The sequence below is a fragment of the Streptomyces sp. NPDC107581 genome (assembly GCF_055657175.1).
Genome location: NZ_JBVKBH010000010.1, coordinates 186,429 through 205,178, shown reverse-complemented (window position 1 = coordinate 205,178; position 18,750 = coordinate 186,429). Strand labels below are relative to the sequence as shown.

General features: G+C 70.1%; 14 protein-coding genes and 1 pseudogene. 9 read left to right on the top strand and 6 right to left on the bottom strand.

Annotated features, from left to right (window positions below):
* Nucleotides 1-427 precede the first annotated feature (427 nt).
* The 4 genes from ACZ7P3_RS25980 (at nucleotide 428) to ACZ7P3_RS25965 (ending at nucleotide 5,871) form a co-directional block, all read left to right on the top strand.
* Nucleotides 428-1,801, top strand: a complete 1,374-nt coding sequence (locus tag ACZ7P3_RS25980; protein ID WP_472085445.1) for an ATP-grasp domain-containing protein — start codon at nucleotides 428-430, stop codon at nucleotides 1,799-1,801.
* Nucleotides 1,798-3,810, top strand: a complete 2,013-nt coding sequence (locus ACZ7P3_RS25975; RefSeq protein WP_472085444.1) for a PEP/pyruvate-binding domain-containing protein — start codon at nucleotides 1,798-1,800, stop codon at nucleotides 3,808-3,810. Before ACZ7P3_RS25980 ends, ACZ7P3_RS25975 begins: the two co-directional genes overlap by 4 nt.
* Nucleotides 3,811-3,818: 8 nt before the next feature.
* Nucleotides 3,819-5,258 carry an MFS transporter gene (locus ACZ7P3_RS25970; RefSeq protein ID WP_472085443.1) on the top strand — a complete coding sequence of 480 codons (1,440 nt, stop codon included), beginning with the start codon at nucleotides 3,819-3,821 and terminating at the stop codon, nucleotides 5,256-5,258.
* A gap of 154 nt (nucleotides 5,259-5,412) precedes the next feature.
* On the top strand, nucleotides 5,413-5,871 hold the full coding sequence (locus ACZ7P3_RS25965; RefSeq protein ID WP_472085442.1) for a MarR family winged helix-turn-helix transcriptional regulator: 459 nt from the start codon (nucleotides 5,413-5,415) through the stop codon (nucleotides 5,869-5,871).
* A gap of 57 nt (nucleotides 5,872-5,928) precedes the next feature.
* On the opposite strand, the gene ACZ7P3_RS25960 is transcribed toward ACZ7P3_RS25965, so the two are convergent.
* A complete protein-coding gene (locus tag ACZ7P3_RS25960; RefSeq protein WP_472085441.1) occupies nucleotides 5,929-6,693 on the bottom strand; it encodes an SAM-dependent methyltransferase in 765 nt (254 codons plus the stop codon).
* A 206-nt stretch (nucleotides 6,694-6,899) separates the two neighbouring features.
* On the opposite strand from ACZ7P3_RS25960, the gene ACZ7P3_RS25955 reads away from it, so the two are divergent.
* Complete coding sequence (locus ACZ7P3_RS25955) at nucleotides 6,900-7,277, top strand: VOC family protein (RefSeq protein WP_472085440.1); 378 nt, start codon at nucleotides 6,900-6,902, stop codon at nucleotides 7,275-7,277.
* A gap of 496 nt (nucleotides 7,278-7,773) precedes the next feature.
* Entirely contained in the window at nucleotides 7,774-8,211 is a 438-nt protein-coding gene (locus ACZ7P3_RS25950) for a subtilase-type protease inhibitor (protein ID WP_472085439.1), read from the top strand.
* Nucleotides 8,212-8,427: 216 nt separating this feature from the next.
* Here the strand turns inward: ACZ7P3_RS25950 and ACZ7P3_RS25945 are convergent, their stop codons facing one another.
* From ACZ7P3_RS25945 to ACZ7P3_RS25925, 5 genes and pseudogenes are all read right to left on the bottom strand, one after another.
* Nucleotides 8,428-9,009 carry a shikimate kinase gene (locus tag ACZ7P3_RS25945; RefSeq protein WP_472085438.1) on the bottom strand — a complete coding sequence of 194 codons (582 nt, stop codon included), beginning with the start codon at nucleotides 9,007-9,009 and terminating at the stop codon, nucleotides 8,428-8,430.
* A 104-nt stretch (nucleotides 9,010-9,113) separates the two neighbouring features.
* Nucleotides 9,114-9,356: pseudogene (locus tag ACZ7P3_RS25940) on the bottom strand (IS256 family transposase); the annotation flags it as partial.
* A gap of 107 nt (nucleotides 9,357-9,463) precedes the next feature.
* Nucleotides 9,464-11,521, bottom strand: a complete 2,058-nt coding sequence (locus tag ACZ7P3_RS25935; protein ID WP_472085437.1) for an ATP-binding SpoIIE family protein phosphatase — start codon at nucleotides 11,519-11,521, stop codon at nucleotides 9,464-9,466.
* Between the two features lie 426 nt (nucleotides 11,522-11,947).
* Nucleotides 11,948-13,093, bottom strand: coding sequence for an RNA polymerase sigma factor (locus tag ACZ7P3_RS25930; RefSeq protein ID WP_472085549.1), 1,146 nt, complete (start codon nucleotides 13,091-13,093; stop codon nucleotides 11,948-11,950).
* A gap of 8 nt (nucleotides 13,094-13,101) precedes the next feature.
* Entirely contained in the window at nucleotides 13,102-13,509 is a 408-nt protein-coding gene (locus ACZ7P3_RS25925) for a YciI family protein (RefSeq protein WP_472085436.1), read from the bottom strand.
* Nucleotides 13,510-13,803: 294 nt separating this feature from the next.
* On the opposite strand from ACZ7P3_RS25925, the gene ACZ7P3_RS25920 reads away from it, so the two are divergent.
* The 3 genes from ACZ7P3_RS25920 (at nucleotide 13,804) to ACZ7P3_RS25910 (ending at nucleotide 18,579) form a co-directional block, all read left to right on the top strand.
* Nucleotides 13,804-14,376, top strand: coding sequence for a TetR/AcrR family transcriptional regulator (locus ACZ7P3_RS25920; RefSeq protein WP_472085435.1), 573 nt, complete (start codon nucleotides 13,804-13,806; stop codon nucleotides 14,374-14,376).
* A 119-nt stretch (nucleotides 14,377-14,495) separates the two neighbouring features.
* Entirely contained in the window at nucleotides 14,496-15,479 is a 984-nt protein-coding gene (locus tag ACZ7P3_RS25915) for a zinc-dependent alcohol dehydrogenase family protein (protein WP_472085434.1), read from the top strand.
* A 715-nt stretch (nucleotides 15,480-16,194) separates the two neighbouring features.
* Nucleotides 16,195-18,579 carry an FUSC family protein gene (locus tag ACZ7P3_RS25910; protein WP_472085433.1) on the top strand — a complete coding sequence of 795 codons (2,385 nt, stop codon included), beginning with the start codon at nucleotides 16,195-16,197 and terminating at the stop codon, nucleotides 18,577-18,579.
* Nucleotides 18,580-18,750 lie beyond the last annotated feature (171 nt).

The following is an 18,750-nucleotide window of genomic DNA, read 5'->3' as shown; positions in this document are numbered from 1 at the left end:
CAACATTCCACGACATTACTTTGAGTAACACCTCATGCGTGTCCCGTAGGCGCGTGCGGCATGCAGGGCGGTCCGGCACGCGTCCGGGCGCAGCGCGCACGTACCCGGGCCGGGCACTAACGCATCACGGGACCTTCACATGGCGTCAATCGCCGCCATCAGTAGGGCATTTGCCTGAGACTCCGGCGCTTCGCACGCCCGGAAGCGGGCAACCGGGCTGCTTCGCTTGGAAGAGACGGCGCAACTGAACGAGACGGCGCAACGGTGCACGACCGACCTGCGCACCCCGACGCGGCCGCGCCACGCGCAGCGCGACACATCGGGCCAACCATCGCGCCAACGTCGTACGAAACGCCGCACGGAACGCCGCACGGAACGTCGTGCATCAGGAAGCAAGCGCCCCAGTGAGCAGAGGAGATGGGATTTCGTGACGAAGGTGCTGTACGTGCATGCCAAGGGCGGCCCTCCGGTCGGGTACGCCCTGCCCCGGGTGGCCGCGAGGTCAGCCGTGCACCTGCTGGCACTCAGCGACCTGCCCGCCGGTGTGGCTGCGGACGCGGCGGGGCTGTGCGCCTCGGTCGTCGCGGGCGTGGACGCGGACGGACATGATCTGGTCGGACTCATCGTGTCCCGCGCCCGCGAGGTCGGCGCCGACGCCGTCATCACCTTCTCGGAGTATGCGGTGGTCGCGGTCGCCGAGGCCTCCCGGCTGCTCGGGCTGCGGGGCGCCGGGCCGGCCGCGGCCCTCGCCCGCGACAAGCGTCTGATGCGCGCGGCCTGGGAACGCCAGGGCATACCCCAGCCCCGCTTCCGGGCGGTCGCGACTGCGCGGCAACTGCAGGACGCGGCAGCAGAGTTGACCTGCCCGTTGCTGCTGAAGGCGGCCTGGAGCGCCGGCTCGACCGCGCACCAGATCATCGAGGGGTCCGCGGACGTACCGGACGCCTGGGAACGGTCGCGCACGGTGATGGCCGAGTCGGCGCGGCTCGGGTACGCGGAGCTCCATGTCGCGGGCGCCGGCGAGGACTTCATCGTCGAGGAGATCGTCAGCGGCTGTGCCGAGGAGTGGTTCGACGGATCGGGCTGGGGTGACTACGTCAGCGTCGAGGGCGTGGTCGTGGACGGCGTCTTCCGGCCGGTCTGTCTGAGCGGCCGGATGCCGACGGTGGCACCGTTCACCGAACGCGCCGGCATCACGCCGGCCGCCGTCGGCGCCGCGGCCCAGACCCGGATCGTCGAGCTGGCCCGGCGGGCCGTGGAGGCGCTCGGGCTGGAGAACTGCGGCACCCATACGGAGATCAAGCTGGGCGCGGACGGCCGCATGTGGGTGATCGAGACGGCGGCGCGCTTCGGCGGCGCGATGACGGTGCCGCAGATCGAGGAGGTCTTCGGGCTCGACCTGGTCGCGATGTTCACCGGCCAGCTGCTCGGGGAGCCGACGCGCTGGCCGGCCCGGGCGTTGACGCCCGAGGACGCCGAGGGCGCGGCCGGGTCCCTCGTCGTCCTCGCCGTGGACGGCGCCGGCGCCCCATGGGCACGCCGGCATCGGTGGGACTCCGCGTCGGTGGTCCGCTCCGCTCCGGTCGGCGCGGGCAGCACCCTGTCCGTCGTGCGTGAGAGTTCACTGCCGGACGGTTCACCCGTACCGGTCTACGACCCGGTCGCGGGCGCCAACACCATGGCGGGGCTGTGCCTGCTCTCCGCCGACCGGCCGCAGAGCGTCATCCGCGACTTCACCGCCCTGGTGGACGCTCTGCCGCGCATCCTGCCCACCGACGTCACCGAGGGGGTGCGGGCATGAACCTCGCCCTGGACGAGGCCGACGTACCCGCTGCCGGAGGCGACCGTACGGTCGTCGGCGCCAACCTGTCGCTGCCCCTGTTCCGGACGCTGTCCGGAGTGCTGGCCGGGCATCCGTATCTGAAGGTCGTGGTGGACCGTGCCGAGGACACCTGGCACCTGCTGGACACGCAGGTGCACCCTTTCCACGTCGACTACATCGCCACCCGAGTCCTCGGTCTGACCCTGGACGAGCTCGACGCGGACCTGGACGCCTTCAACGCATCCGTGTACATGAACCCCGAACGCCGATTCCTCCTCGGAGTGCTGTCCCTCCACACCGACGAGGACCCGGACGGCACCGAGCGTCCCTTCCTGGTGCTGGAGACCACCGAGGCGGACACCATGCACGGCCCGCTGCTGGAGGAGTTCTATCTCTATGTGCGCGGGCGGGTGGACGGACGTCTGCCGCTGCTGCTCAAACCCGCCAACCACGGCCAGGAGCACGAACTCTCCTCGGTCGGTGAGGCGCGCGTACCGCGCATCCTCAGCCACGAGCTGTTCGGCGACCGGACCCGCACCTGCCTCAACCCCGGAGAGGCCGAGGGGCGGCTGCGCCGCTTCCGGACCATGGCCGAGTACGAGACCGCCGCCGCGGATCTCGGCTGGTCGGACATTGTCGCGATGCCCCGGCTCCCCGACGACGTGCCCAGGGTCGCCGGATTCGTCAACACCGCCCCCACCACACCGCTTTCGCACACCAACGTGCTGGCCTCGGGCTGGGGCATCCCGAACGCGATCGTCCGCGACCTCGACGCCCTCGTGCGGCGCGACGGCCTGGACGGTGCCTGGGTGCGCTACCGGGTCCGTGAGGACTCCGTCACGCTGGAGCCCCTGTCCGGTCCGCCGGCCCTGAAGAGGCCCGCCTGGCACCAGCAGCGCATCCGGATCGAGACACCGCTGCTGGAGGAGGCACCCGTCCTGGCCCTGCACCGGCTGCGGCGCACCGACCGTGACAGTTACGGCACCAAGGCGGCCAACCTGGGGGAACTGCACCATGTCCTGGACAGCCGGACCGCCGACCTGACGGTGTTCTACGCGCGTCCGCGCCCGCCGCGCCCCCATCTCCTCGGCCACCTCGCCGCTCGTCTCGGCGAACGGGAGGCCGCACCGGAGCGACTGCGGGCCGCGGCGGTCGAGCACGTGGCCAGGACGGTCCGTGCCCCCGAGGGCGTGGCGCTGCCGTTCCGCCTCCACCATCTGTTCCTGACCTCCTCCCCCGCGCTCCAACAGGGCATAGGCAAGCTGAAGATGGCCCTGGAACTCGAAGCGTTCGACATCGTGGATCCGCTGTGCCTGAGCCTCCAGCACCTCGTGCGTGGCACACCGGTGCCGGACGAGGTGCACCGGGCGATCACGGGCGCGGTGCCGGAGCTGCTGGCCGACGGCCGCCGCATGGTGGTGCGCTCCTCCTCCAACGCCGAGGACCTGCCCGGCTTCTCCGCGGCGGGGATCTACGACTCGGTGACCACCGTGCGCGGGACGGAACAGCTCCTGGACGCCGTGCGACAGGTGTGGGCATCACTGCTGTCGCCGCGCAGCGTGCGTCTGCGGCACCAGGTCGGCATCTCCCTGGACGACACCTACATGGGCGTGATCGTCCAGGAGTACGTGCCCGCGAGCCTCGGCGGTGTGCTGGTCACCTGCAACCCCACCCGCCGGGAGGACTTCCGCAACGTGTACCTCAACTGCACGCCGGGGTCGCCCGAGCGGGTCGTGGACGGCAGCGTCCTGCCCCAGCAGTACCTGTACAACACCGTGGAGGGAGGCGGACGTACGGTGGACATCGGCTCCGCGGGCACGGATCTCCCGTCGCCGACACGTGCGGCGCTCGCCCGGCTCGCCTTCACCGGACGGCTGCTGCAGTCCCACTTCAGCGAGGCCGACGCCGACGACGCGCTGGACATCGAGTGGCTGATGACGGACCGAGGGGCGTTCCACCTGGTCCAGATCCGCCCCTACGCCCGGTGAGCCGCCGCATGCCCGCCCTGCTGCGCCGTCGTACGGAGCCGGTCACCTCCCCGGCCGCCCGGCGCATCATCCGTCTCAACAACGGGTTCCAGCTGCTGTTCAACCTGCTGTGGTGGATGCCCGTCTTCTACGCCTACCAGCGCGACGCCGGTCTGTCCGACAGTCAGATCTTCGGCATCCAGAGCATCTACTACATAGCGTTCTGCCTGTTCGAGATACCGACGGGGGTGGTCGCCGACCGCATCGGCGCCCGCAACTGCCTGCGCGCGGGCGCGGTCGTCATGACGGCGGCGAACCTGGCGCCGGTGCTGGCCCCGTCATACACCGGCTTCCTCGTGCACTTCCTCGCCATCGCGGCCGGACGGTCGCTCACGTCGGGCGCGGCGAGTGCCTATCTCTACGACGGTCTGCGCGCCGAGGGTGCCGATGCCCACTACCTGAAGGCCGAGGGGACCGCACGGTCCCTCGGACTGGCCGCCAAGGTGGTCTGCTGGCCGCTCGTCGGCCCGCTCATGGCGCTTGCTCCCCAGACCCCGTACGTGCTCAGCGCGGCGAGCGCGGCCGGGTCCCTGGGCTGTGCGCTCGCGCTGCCGCGCCTGGCACCGCGCGGTACGGGCACGGGGCCGGGCGCGCGCGGGCGGCGGACCGGAGCCCTCGTCCGTGACACCGGTGCCGCTCTGCGTGCCCTGCGTGCGTCGCCGTGGCTGCCGCTGCTCATGGTGCAGGGCGTGGCGGTGTTCACGCTGTCGCGGATCTGCCAGGTCAACCTCTTCCAGCCGGTCCTCCTGGAACACGGGATCGGGGAGAGCACGCACGGCAGTGTGCTTGCGGCCATGACGGTGGCCGAAGCCGTGGCCTCGGCCCGTCCCCAGTGGCTGAGCCGCCGGCTGTCGCCGGCCATGTGGGTGTCTCTGCTGAGCGTGGCGCTCGCGGCGGCGCTGGCGGGCACCGCGCTCGGTGGGCCCTGGCTCGTGGTGGCGCTGTTGTGCGCGTTCGCCGCGATCACCGGGTTCGTCTATCCCGTACAGCGCAAACTCGTCAACGACGCCATTCCGGCGGACGCGCCGCGGGCCACGCTGCTGTCGGTGGAGAGCATCGTCGACCGTGGCGTCTGCGCACTGGCCGCGGTCGCCGCCGGGGCGTACCTGGCGGCCGGCCGCCTGGACGCGCTGCTGTGGCAGAGTGCCGCGATCACATGCGTGCTGATACCGGTCCTGCATCTCGCACTGCACCGGCTGGGACCGACAGGCACCCGCGGAGGGCGTGTGGCGCGCACACGGGCTCGTCGGGCAGGCACCAGTGCGATTTCCAGCTCGATCTCCGGCTCGGTGCCCGGCTCGTCTTCCGGCTCGGTGTCCGGGCTGCGGGAATCGGTCGAGGCGGGGCCGTGCGGGGCGGACGAGCCCGTTCCCTTGCCGGTCGACGAGGGCGTCGCCCCGCACCCGTGAGGCAGGGCAGGGCATCCACCGCTCAGCGGGACGGTCCGGGTGACCTCACCATCCGGCGGTTCAGGGAGCGGATCCGATCCTTGACCTCAAGTCAGGTCGAGTTATTACGGTCGATCTCGTCGGACCAGATCGAACAAAGACGGAGGAACCGGCCGTGGAGTACTCGCACAACGACGCCCAGCTGCTCCAGCAGCCCATCGGCTACTGGAGTTGGGCCGCATTCAACGCCGTCGTCACCCGCGTCCGGACCGCCCTCGCCGGGATCGGGACCACCCAGCCGCAGTGGTGGGTCCTCGCCCAGGTCGCACGGGCCCGCACGGTCACCACGCGCGACGAGGTGTCCCGCCTCCTGCGGAACTACCTCGACACGGGCCCGGAAACCATGGAGTCGGAGATCGACACGACCCTCGCCCAGGGCTGGATCACCGAGGATTCCGAGGGACGCCTGAGCATCACAGCCGAAGGCAGGACGTTCTACGACAAGGCCGCGGCTCTCCAGGACGAACTCTGGGCGGAACGGCACGCGGGCATTTCCGACGAGGAGTACGTGACGACTCTGAAGGTGCTGCAGCGGTTCATCCACAACACAGGGGGGCGTGCCTGGCACCACTAGGTTCTGTCTCTCCGGTCACGACTGGAGAGACAGAACGGCCGACGGCTTGCCGACCGCTCAGTTCTTGCGTGCGGTTATCAGAGCGAAGGAGAGCAATTCCCCGCCGTCCGTGGTGAGCACGTCGATGACGGGCTGGTTCGCGCTCCGGCCGTCCGGCCGGTGCTCGGCCCCTGCCCGGGCCCACAACAGCCAGTCCCGCCAGGCGTCCTGCTGCAGCCGCGCGGACGTGACCTCCACCAAGTCGGTGATCTCCCACTGGAAGCGCCACCAGTCCGCCGTGTGCCAGCCGATCGCTTCCCAGCCGACCACGTCCTTGATGTGGGGCGGGATCGCCCCGAGCTCACGGACCTCCCGTGTCATGCCGGGCGTCGCCATGCCCAGCTGTCCGCCGGGACGGAGGAACCGCACCAGGTAGGGCAGATAGCCGTCCGCCGTACCGAAGTACTCGAACGCGTCCACGCTGACGATGGCGTCGAAACTCTCCTCCTCGAACGGCAAGGCGTGCGCCTCCGCTCGTACGGCCTTCACCTGGTCGCCTACGCCTGCCTCGGCGAAGACGGCTGCCGCGTCCTCGGGGGCGATCCACAAATCGGCGGCAACGACCTGGACGCCGTACTCGCGAGCCAGGAACACCGACGTGGCGCCCCTGCCGGAGCCGAGGTCGAGAACGCGCATTCCCGGGCGCAGATCCAGGTTCTCGACGAGGTCCTCCAGCAGCCACAACGGATTGGGGCCCATGTCGAGGTCGAGCAACCAGGCCGGGGCATAGCGAGAAGAGCGCGGATACCGGTCCGGACGTGCAAGGTCACTCAAGGCAGTCACGAGCACGAACCCAAGCCGATCACCGCCCCGGACACAACCTGATTTCGCCTCACCACCGCGGCTCTACGCCCGCGTGTCACGATGCCGCCGCCGTCGATCCCGTCTCTCCGGTCACGCGTGGAGCCGGATGAGGAGTGCGGTGAGGGTGCCGGCGTTCTCCATTATGAGTGGTCGAGCCTGCGGACAGCCGCCTAGGATCTACACCCGTGATCGCTGACCTGCAGTGCGTGGTGCTGGACTGTTCCGACCCCGGTGAACTCGCCGAGTTCTACCGGTCGCTCCTTGGCGGCACCGTCGATCAGCCGGACCGGCGATGGGCGCTCAGCGAGGACTGGGCCACGTTGCACACGGCGTCCGGCCTCGTCCTGGCCTTCCAGCGGGCGGCGGAGTACCAGCCGCCGCTGTGGCCGGACCCGAGCCGGCCACAGCAGTTCCACCTGGATTTCGGTGTGGCCGACCTGGACCGCGCTCAAGAACAGGCGTTGGCCCAGGGCGCCAGGCTGCTGGACGACGGTGCGGACGGACGGAGCTGGCGGGTATACGCCGACCCTGCGGGCCATCCGTTCTGCTTGGTCCGTCACTGACGAAGAGGCTGCGGGCGCCGACGCCCAGTGTGATGACGACCGGAGCCAGGCAGCGTGTGCGGCGGCGGTGACGGTACCCAGGAACGCGGCTCCTCGCTTGCCCTGGCCGACCCCTGATGTACTCCTCGTGGCTGGGTCCCGGGCCCCACCGGTGGGCTGTGCCGCCGGGATGCGTCGTTCTCTCGGGCTGCCCGACGGAACGTCAGGCCTGGAGGCCACGACGACCGCACGCCCTGACTTCCGGCCATTCTGTGCAGCGCGGCGACCTGCCTGAACTGGCCTTATCCCCAATCAAGACTATACAAATTCAAACACGTTCACAGTGAATGAAGATTTTCTCAGTCGTGGTCACGCACTTGACCTGCACACATGTGATTCACAGCATGCACACAGTTCGAGCACGTCCAAAAGGTGCTCGATCAACTGGCCTTGCACCGTTGCTCAGGTGAAGCTTCTCCCGGCCCACAAGGCCCCCAATCCTCATCAAGGAGCTTTCATGCGCATGAACCTGCGCTTCGCCGGTGCCACCGCAGCCGCCGTCACCCTGATCGGTGCCGCACTCACCGCGGTCTCGGGCACGGCCACCGCAGCGCCGGCCGGCCTCTATGCACCCTCGGCACTGGTCCTCACCCTGTCCTACCCCGGAGGATCGACCGACACCGCAGCTCGCGCGGTCACCCTGAGCTGTGCGCCCGGCGCCACCGGCAGCCATCCCGCCCCTGCGGCGGCCTGCTCGGAGCTGCGCAACGCCGACGGCAGGCTCGACTCCCTGCTGTCCGCGGCACCCGGGCAGGCCTGTATGCGGCTCTGGTCTCCCGTCACCATCACGGTCGACGGCGTCTGGCAGGGTACACGCACCGCCTGGAAACACACCTTTGCGAACTCCTGCGAAATGAACAACGCGGTCGGACAGAGCAGCCTCTTCGCTTTCTGACCTCACCGGCGCAGACCCGGCCCAGGCCGGCCGGGTCGACGAGGTGACGGCCGGCCGGCGGTTGCGTCGAAGCCGGAGGCGGCGCTCGGATCTCGGTCCGGGCGCCGCCTTGGTGGCTGCGCAGGTGAAGAGCGAGAACCGATGTCGGTGGGCATCGGCGTCACTGAATAATTGTCGATATCCGTGGGTCTGTGTTGTGTTGGTCGTGTGCCTTGCTCAGCTGTGTCTGAGGAGCCGTGCTGCGGTCTGGGCGGGAGTCTCGTTTCCGGTGTAGATCGTCCGTGTCGCGACCAGTTGGGTGCCCGGGTCGTCGAGCCAGTGGGCGAGGAAGTCGTGTCCGTCGATGATCCAGGTACGGCCCTTGTCCGCCGTGCAGCGTCGCCGCAGGACGGTCAACGAGGTCTCACGGTGGGCGGAGGGCAGGACACGGACCACCTCACGGCAGCGAACCAGTGCGGTGCGGACCGTGGCCAGGTGCTGCTCGTCGGTGAAGCTGGTGTGGCCTGCGCCCAGCGCGATCACCGCGTCAGGGTGGTCGGCGACGGCACATGCCACGGCGTGTGCTCGGGCCGGTTCCCACTCGGCCTCGGCCGCGAGGCGCCCGATGGCGGCGATGCGCTCGCGGAGTCTGGCCATGCTCCATCCCACCTGCGCGTAGTACCCGTCCGCAACGGCGTCCAGGTCGATGAACGGTCTTTGCGTCCTTGCCGCGATCTCCCGGCCGAGTGCGGTCTTTCCGGTGCCGGCCGGACCGACCAGAACCGTCCAAGGTGCCTCTGCGGGCGCATGCCTGCTCACGCGACGGTCACCTCGACACGTTCGACGAGGAGTCCGCGTTCGAAGCATGCGGCTCCGGCACGGACGAGGGCGGCGAGGTGGGATGCGTCCACGGCCCGCCACGGCTGCGGTGCCTGCGCCTCGATCATTCCGGCCGTCGTGCTCACCTTCCGAGGCCTGTGGTAGCCGTAGCGCACCACCGGACGGCGCCCGCTGTCGTCACGCTCGTCAGACAACTCGGCCATAAAGGCGTCGACTTCTGCCTCCAGGACGGCGGCCGGCACCCGCCGGACCCCCTCTCGGACGATCTCGTCGATCAGGGAGGATCCATGGGCGGTGGTTCCGTCGGCGTTCACTACGCTCAGCACGGGCACGTCCTCCCGACCCGCGCGGCAACGCCGGGTCTACTCGACACCAGTCGATCGATCACTCGCGAAGGTACGCCCTCCCGAGCCGATGCACCGCGCGCTCGGTGTCACGCGGCGGTCAGATCCAGCTCCGCCCAGATCGTCTTCCCGTCCTCCTCGTAACGGGTGCCCCAGTGATGGGCGAGGGAGGCGACGATGAACAGACCGCGTCCGCCCTCGTCCTGAAGCCTGGCGTGGCGCAGGTGCGGGACCGTGTCGGCGTCGTCGGAGACCTCCACGGTCAGGGAGCGGTCGAGGATGAGACGCAACCTGATGGGGCCGTCGGCATGCTGGATCACGTTGGTGGCGAGTTCGCTGACGACCAGGTCGGTGAGCGGGGCGTGCTCCTGCAGCCCCCAATGCCGCAGTCGTTCACGGGTCGTCTCACGGGCTTCGCGGACCGAGGACGCCTGGGCGGGAAAGGTCCAGGCGACGACTCGGTCCGGATCGAGGCCATGGACCCTGGCCACGAGCAGTGCTGCCCCGTCCTGCGGGGTGCTGCGCATCAACTGATAGGCGACGGTGTCGCAGATCTGTTGTGGGGTTGCCGAGGTGTCGGCCAGCACGCTCCGCAATCGGCTGAGGCGGTCCTGTGCCTCGGCCGGATAGCGCCCCACGATGCTGTCCGAATACAGAGCCAGCAGGGTCCCCTCGGGCAGTTCTGCCGTGACCATCTCATAGGTGGCTCCTCTGCCGAGCGGTGCCCCGCGGGGCACGTCGAGCATCCGGACCGCACCGCTCGAACTGCCCAGCAGGGGACCGTCATGGCCGGCCGCGGCACCGGCGCAGCGCCTCGTGACCGGGTCGTAGGTCACGTACAGGCAGGAGGCACTGAGCGCGGGCTGCGAACCCTGCAGGGCCGCGGGGTCGTTCTCCTGCTCCTGTGCCATGCCTTGCGTCACGTCGTCGAGGTGGATCAACAGCTCGTCGGGGCGCAGCTCCATCGCGGCAAGCGTCGACGCCGCGGTCCGCAGCCGCCCCATCGCGACCGACGCACGCAGGTCCTCACCGGGGACGTACCCGATGACCAGCCCGACGCGGCAGCTCGGCAGCGCGAGCACATCGAACCAGTGGGCACCGTACCGGCCCGGTCGATAGCAGTGCGCGGACTCCGCCGCCGCAGTGTCCGCCACCGCCCGTGGCAGCAGGCTTCGCTGGAGCGCGGTGGCGATCGTGTGTTCCCGGGTGAAGCGGCGGGCGTTGTCGAGGCACAGTGCGGTGTGGGCCGCAAGCTCGGTGGCCAGTGAGAGGTCCTCCTCGTCGAAAGGAACGGGGTGGGAGGGATTTCGGTAGAAACTGGCCACGCCCAGCACCACTCCATGCGTGGCCAGCGGCGTCACGATGAGGGAGTGGACCCGCCACCGAGCGAAGAAATCGGCCCGCACATGGTCGTACTCCAGCCAGCTCGCATCCGACGGCAGCACTCCGATCAGGCGTGGCTGCAGGTCCCCCAGCGCCTGGGTGTAAGGCGTAGGTGATGCGACGTAGCTGACCCCGCCGACCGGGTAGGCGCCGTACTGCCCCTCCCCCGCGGCAAATCCCGCTCGCCGCATCGTCGGCGCCGTGCTCAGCGGCCCTACGGGAGCGTCCCCGACGAGCACCGACTCCAGCAGGTCGACGGCGACCGCGTCCGCGAGTCGGGGCACGGCGACATCGGCGAGTTCCTGCGCGGTGCGCAGCGCGTCCAGAGTCCTGCCGATCCTGCCCTGTGCAGCGGTCAGGAGGTCTACGTCCCGTTTCTGCCGCACCTGGTCCGTGACGTCATGAATCACTGCGACGGCGCCTACGAGCCGACTTCCATTGCCGAAAAGAGGGAAGCCCGTCACCGCATAGTCGCGTCGAGGATGCGCATCGACGCCTGGACCCACCGAAACACTCTCGCCATAGGAGGTGTCACCGGAGTCGATCACACCTCTCATCAGATGGGCAATGGGCAATGACGACCCCAAGTCCTCCAGCGTGGCTCCGATCACCGAACGAGCGGGAAGGCCGCGCATAATCAGTGCCGCAGGGTTGGCCCGTATCACCCGCAGCCGCTTGTCATAGACTTCGATCCCGGCTTTGGACTGGCGGAACAAAGCCTCCTCGAAAGCACCGTCACCGTCCGATGTGAGGTTGCCTGTCATGAGCTGGACCCCTGACGATGTTGCGCACCGGGCATGATCCACCTCGCTCCCCTTGGTCTCAACAAAATTACTCTGCCGGTGGCCCGTTCGCGACTGCCACGCAGACCAAGGCGTTCCATACCGTGCGCACGCGCGGCCGTGCGTGATCTAATTCCGCGTCGCCGATCTCACACTCTTCGTAATTTGTCCGGCTTCAGACCGCGGTAAGCATCATCATGGTCAGCATCACGGGTTGTCTCTCATCCAGACGCACAGCCGCATGCAATCAATAAAAGGCGGCATTGAATTGTCCCGGCGAGCGACGCCCGTCGGTGAATTCTCCGACTGTGTGGACCAATGCGTTCACGGCTCTTCGTGGACAAGCTGGGACCTGCCGTATTTCGGGTGGCCGAGCCGTCGTATACCGGTCACTTTCCATGGTGCCGTTCAGCCGGCAGGGCGGGCGTTGAGCCTGGCGGCCTGGCGCGTCAGATGGTCGCGTTCGGCGAGGTTGGGGGCCTTCTGGGCCGCCTCGGTGTACAGCCGTGCCGCCGTCGCCAGGTCACCGTCGCGCTCGTGGAGGTACGCGGCCACGGCGGTGTGGCGGGGCAGTGAGTCGTTCAGTTCTGCCAGCGCCGCCAGGCCGGCGCGCGGTCCGTCGGCCTCACCGACGGCCACCGCGCGGTTGAGCCGGACGACCGGGCTGTCGGTCAGGCGTGTGAGCTCGTCGTACCACTCGACGATCTGCACCCAGTCGGTCTCCTCGGCGGTGGGCGCGTCGGCGTGGAGCGCTGCGATGGCGGCCTGGGCCTGGAATTCGCCCAGCCGGTCGCGGGCGAGGGCCGTCTGCAGGATTTCGACGCCCTCGGCGATCGTCCTGGTGTCCCACCGCCCGCGGTCCTGGTCGGCCAGCGGCACCAGGCTGCCGTCGGGCGCGGTCCGGGCGGCGCGCCGGGAATGGTGGAGCAGCATGAGGGCGAGCAGCCCCGCCACCTCGGGGTGGTCGATCGCGGCCGCGACCTGTCGGGTGAGCCGGATGGCCTCGGCGGCGAGGTCGACGTCGCCGGAGTAGCCCTCGTTGAAGACCAGGTAGAGGACGCGCAGCACGGTGGCGACGTCGCCCGGCTGGTCGAACCGGACACCGGAGACGGTGCGCTTGGCCCTGCTGATGCGCTGCGCCATGGTCGCCTCGGGCACCAGGTAGGCCTGGGCGATCTGGCGGGTGGTCAGCCCGCCGACGGCGCGGAGCGTGAGGGCGACCGCGGACGACGGCGTGAGCGACGAGTGGGCGCACAGGAAGTAGAGCTGGAGCGTGTCGTCCACGGCGGGCCCGGGCCCGGGCGCAGGCTCCTCGTCGACGAGGTCCTCACGCCGGCGGCGGGCCGCATCCGCACGGGTCGCGTCGAGGAACCGGCGCCAGGCCACGGTGACCAGCCAGCCCTTCGGGTCCCGCGGCGGGTCGGCCGGCCAGACGCGGACCGCCTCGACCAGCGCGTCCTGGACGGCGTCCTCGGCCGCCGCGAAGTCGGCTCCGCGGCGGACGAGGATCCCGAGCACGCTCGGCGTGAGGCTGCGCAGCAGGGCCTCGTTCATCGATGAGGTCACTCCGTGATGGTGGGCGGGGCAACCAGGAAGGGGCGCAGTTCGAGCCACTCGTGGATCGGCTTCCCGCCCGCCCCGGGGGCGGCCGACAGCTCTCCGGCCAGCTCGACGGCGCGCTCGTAGGTGTCGACGTCGATCACCATCCAGCCGGCGATGAGGTCCTTGGTCTCGGCGAACGGGCCGTCGGTGACCGGCGGGCGGCCCTCGCCGTCGTAGCGGACCCAGGTGCCCCCGGGGGCGAGAGCCTGACCGTCGACGAATTCGCCGGTCTTCTCCAGCCGGTCCGCGAAGTCCTGCATGTACTGCACGTGCGCGGAGATCTCCTGCGGCGTCCACTGGTCCATGGGCACGTCGTTGGCCGGGGCCGGAGCGCCGCGGTAGTGCTTGAGCAGCAGGTACTTGGCCATCGTGGGTCTCCTCGGTGCTGTTGCGACCCATTGTGGTCGCGTTCACCCCGGGGACGGAGCCGGTTACGCGTTCTCGACATCGCCGTCCAAGTTTTTTTGCTTCTCGTGGATGAACCCGAATGAGCCGTCCCGCAGTGTCCGGTTCACGGCGTGGCGCGAGGGTTCGTATCCGGTGCCGCCCCCGAGGGAGGACGGTGACGGTCCCCGGTGCGGCCCACACCATGGTTCGGGCGGCACGCTTGCCGGGCTTAATCGAACGAACTAGTCTGTTTGATTAAGGAGGTGATCGGTGACATGGCGACGCGCGTCAGGAAGACGAAGTCGGAAGAGAAGATCCTCGCTGCGGCGGCCGGGCTGTTCTATGCGCACGGTCTGCGCGGAGTGGGCATCGATCAGGTCATTGCGGCGTCGGGCGTCGCGAAATCGACCCTCTACGTGCACTTTCGCACCAAGGAGGAGCTCGTCGCGGCCTATCTGCGCAGGACCGACGACTCCTGGACGGCACAGTTGCAGGACGCCGCGGCACGCGCCGGGGACGACTCCCGCGACCAGCTTGTCGGGCTGTTCGACGCGCTGGCGGACGCCTTCGACCGGCACGGCTTCTTCGGCTGCCCGTTCATCAGCGCGGCGGTGGAATCGGACCTCGACTCGGAGGCACGGGCCATCACCGTGCAGCACACGCGGCGCCGTCAGGCATGGCTGACCGAGCTGAGCGAGAAGGCCGGCGCCGGTGCCCCCGCGACGCTCGCCCGGCATCTCGGTCTCCTGATCGACGGCGCGCTGGCCTCCGGGCGCCTGCTCCAGGACCGCACCGTCGTGGACGAGGCGAAGTCCGCGGCACGCCGGCTCGTCGCCGATCACACCTGATCGCACTCGAACGCACCCCGGGGCGCGGCGAGCGGCGCACGCGTCCCCGGCTCTCTGGGCAGCCCCCTGCGATGCACCGCCCGCACTCCCGTCCGACATGACAGGAAAGAGCCGCAGCCATGCAAGCAGTAGTCCTGGAAGAGTTCGGCGCTCCGCTGGTTCTCGGCGAGATCGAGAAGCCCGACGCCGGCCCGGGCCAGGTGTTGGTCAAGGTGAGGGCCAGCGGCGTCAACCCGCTGGACACCAAGATCCGGGCCGGCCGGGCGGCCCACGCCCGGCGCACGCTGCCGGCCGTCCTCGGCCTGGATCTGGCCGGCGTGGTCGAGGAGGTCGGTGCGGGCGTCTGCGAGTTCGGGCCCGGCGACGAGGTGTACGGCATGACCGGAGGCGTCGGTGATCTGCAGGGCTCGCTCGCCGAGTTCGCGGCGGTCGACGCCCGTCTGCTCGCCTGCAAGCCGGCCTCGCTCACCATGTGCGAGGCCGCGGCCCTGCCCCTGGTCGTCATCACGGCCTGGGAGGGCCTGGTCGACCGGGCCCAGGTCGGCGCGGGGCAGAAGGTTCTCGTCCACGGCGGGGCCGGCGGCATCGGCCACGTCGCCGTGCAGATCGCCAGGGCCCGCGGTGCCGAGGTCTTCGCCACCGCTTCGCCGGCTCGGCTGGAGACCGTCGAGCGCCTCGGGGCCACTCCCATCGACTACACCACCACCGCCGTGGACGAGTACGTCGCCGAGCACACCGGCGGCGAGGGCTTCGATGTCGTCTTCGACACCGTCGGCGGTTCCGTCCTCGACGCATCCTTCGCGGCGGTTCGCACCTACACGGGGCACGTCGTGAGCGCTCTGGGCTGGGGGACGCACAGCATCGCGCCCCTCTCCTTCCGCGGGGCGACCTACAGCGGCATCTTCACGCTGCTGCCCATGCTGACCGGCCGCGGGCGGGAGCACCACGGACAGATCATGCGCGAGGCCGCCGCCCTCGCCGATGCGGGGGCGCTCAAGCCGCTGCTCGACCCCAGGCACTTCACGCTCGCCGACGTCGCCGACGCCCACTCGGCCGTCGAGAGCGGCACCGCCCAGGGAAAGATCGTGGTCGACGTCGGCTGACGCCCCTCCGTCCGCCATCGACCGGTGTGCACGGGCAGGCAGGTGCGCAGTACGGCTCGACGAGCCGGGCCGGTTCGATTGATTCGGTTCAAATCGGTTCGAATTCGAATCGGTTCGGTTCGGTTCGAATCGATTGAGGCGCGGTGTCTCTCGGCCACGACTCACGGAATGAGGGCGAGCCTCGGCTGTCACTGTTCCCGTTCCCGCCTCCCCCGCCAGGCGGTGGGCCAAGTGAGCGGCGAGGATGTGGCTGTAGTGCCTCTCATCGAAGGTCGCCACGGGCTTCGGGTGGCGGGTGCGGTTCAGGTGCCCGGTGCAGTTCAGGCGGCGGGTGCGCTTCGGGTGGCGGGTGCGCTTCGGCCAGGTCGGTGCCGGAGTCCGTATCCACCGCTCCGGGGGCGACTCCGATGCGTGCCGGGTCCCGCAGCAGCGCCGGCCATGTCGTGAGCGCGGGTGCCGGGCCCGATGAGCGGTGGGGTTGCGGACGCCGGATGGTCGGCTGTGGGGCGGAGGTGCCGATCGCGTCGACCGGAGCCTGCCGTGTCGGCCTTCGTGCCGATCGCGTCGGCCGTATCGGCCGTATCGGCCGTATCGGCCGGGGCCTGCCCTGTCGGCCTTGGTGCGGGGCCGCCGAGTGGCGGACAGGTCAAGTACTGAGAAAGGTGAGGGATACGGCTGAGCTTTCCGTGCTACCGACTCGTCGAGGCGGAGGGTGATGAACCAGATGCGTCAGCTCACCGCGTGGTTGCGCCGCCGGGATCCGGACCTGGCTGCCACGCGGCGTGCGGCCAGGGCCGCTGTGGTGATGCCCTTCCTCTTCGCGCTGTGCACCCAGGTCTTCCACGCGCCGGTCACAGGCACCTTCGCCGCGTTCGGCGCGTTCGCGATGCTCCTGCTGGTCGACTTCACCGGCTCCACGGCGCAGCGGCTGGGGGCGCATACGGCGCTCACCGCGGCGTGGCTTGTGCTCGTCACGCTGGGCACCCTGGTCGCGCCGTCGGTCTGGACCGCGACGGCGGCGACGGTCGTGGTGAGCTTCGCCCTGCTGTTCTCGGGCGTGGTCAGCTCGGTGCTGGCCGACACCACGACATCGCTGCTCCTGGCGTTCCTTCTGCCGGTGTCGACCCCCGCTCCGCCGGCGCAGCTGGCCGACCGGCTGATCGGCGTGGCGCTGGCAGCCGGGGTGTCCATGATCGCGGTCTGGCTGTTCTGGCCGAGGCCGCAGGCGGACCCGCTCAGTGCACCGGCGGCGCAGGTCTGCCGAGCCGCGGCGAAGCAGCTGCGCACCGACGCGGACTACTTCGCGGGCCGCACCTGCGACCCCGTGTTCGGAGAGTGTCGCGCCTGCGCCCGGGAGACCGTATCGAGCACGCAGCGGCTGCAGCGCGCCTTCACGGCCACCCCCTACCGACCCACCGGCCTGTCCACCGGGTCGCGGGCACTGGTCCGCCTCGTCGACGAGCTGACCTGGCTGAGCACCATCCTCGCGGAGGCCGCCCCGGCGGTCGAGGCCGGTCCCACGGGCACCCGGCAGTCCTCGGCGGTACGTCGAGCCGCCGCCGAAGTGCTGGATCTGTCGGCGGAGATGCTCGAAGAGCCAAGCATGACGCCGGACCGGCTTCGCACCGGGGCAGACGACCTTCGTCAGGCTCTGACCGCGCTGGAGGACAGTGCCGTGAACCACCTGCCGACGCCTGGCGAAGGGGCAGACGCCACAGCCGGCACGGACGGGGCAGACAGCACGGACGGGCTGGGCGGCACGGACGGCACGGACGGAGTGGATGAGGCAGACGGGGCAGACGGCGGGCTTGACCTCGACGCCTTCGTCGACAGCCTCGACGTGTCCTTCCGGTCCCAGGAGATGGCCTTCGTCGTCCTGCAGATCGCCCAGAACGTCGACATTGCCCGGGCTGCCGAGCAGCGCAGCTGGCCGGACCGTCTGCTCGGTCGCGAGCCCGGCTCGTCGACCGGTGCCCTGACCAGTGCCGCGGAACGCGCGGCGGCCCATGTCGACCCTCACTCGGTCTGGCTCCACAACAGCATCCGCGGCGCCATCGGGCTGGGCATCGCGGTCGCACTGGCCGACTTCACCGGTGTTCAGCACGCCTTCTGGGTCATGCTGGGCGCCCTGTCGGTCCTGCGTTCCAACGCCCTCAACACCGGGCAGAACGCCTTCCGTGTCCTCGGCGGCACCCTGGCCGGCTCGATTCTGGGCGCCGGTCTGCTCCAGCTCATCGGAGACAACACGACCGTGCTGTGGATCCTGCTGCCGGTCGCGGTGATGACCGCGGGCGTCGTCCCGGCCGCGATCTCGTTCGCCGCCGGGCAGGCCGCCTTCACACTCGCCCTGGTGATCCTCTTCAGCATCGCCCAGCCTGCGGGCTTGTCGGTGGTCCTGTTCCGCATCGAGGACATCGCGCTCGGCTGTGCGGTGAGCCTGGTCGTCGGCCTGTTCTTCTGGCCGCGGGGCGCGTCCGTCGCCGTCGCCAACGCGTTGGCGGAGGCGTACGCCGACAGCGCTCGCTACCTGCACGGCGCCGTGGGCTATGCGGTGTCCTGCTGTGTCTCAGGGCCCGGGAACCTCGAGTTCCCGCCGGAGGCCCGCCGGGCGGCGGCCGCGGCGCGCCGGCTGGACGACGCCTTCCGGACGTACTTGGCCGAGCGCGGAGCGAAGGCCGTCCCGTTGTGCGAGATGATCACTCTGGTCACCGGTGTGGTGGGGCTCCGCCTGGCCGCCGATGCGGTGCTGGGGCTGTGGCGGCGATCCGCGGGCGGCGTGCCGCTCAAGGACCGCGCCGCCGCCCAGAAGGAGCTGCTGGTCATGGCGGATCGCGTAGCGCGGTGGTACCGGAGTCTGGCCGAGGGGCTGCAGGGCGAGGGGCCGGTGCCCGCGCCCTTGGAGACCGACCGGAAGATCACCTCCCGGCTGGTCGAGGCGGTCCGCCGCGACCTGCGTGATGCCGACGGCAGGGCGACCGGGACGGGCGTCCGCATCATCTGGACGGGCGACCATCTGGAAGCGGTGCGGCGGCTTCAGCCGACCGTCGCGGCCGCGGCGGGTGACGCTGAGGCGCGGGCTGCCGTCATCGGATCGGCTTGAGACCCGGGGGTGTCGGCGGAAGCAGCCCCGACTACCGGAGGACGTGGCCGAGCCGCGGCGCACACCGTGGGGAGCGGTGGCGGCGATGTGCCGGTGCCTCCGGGGCAACGGGTCTCCTCGACCACCGCACGCCCCTTGGGTTCGGCCTCGTCCTGCCCGCCGAGAGCGTCC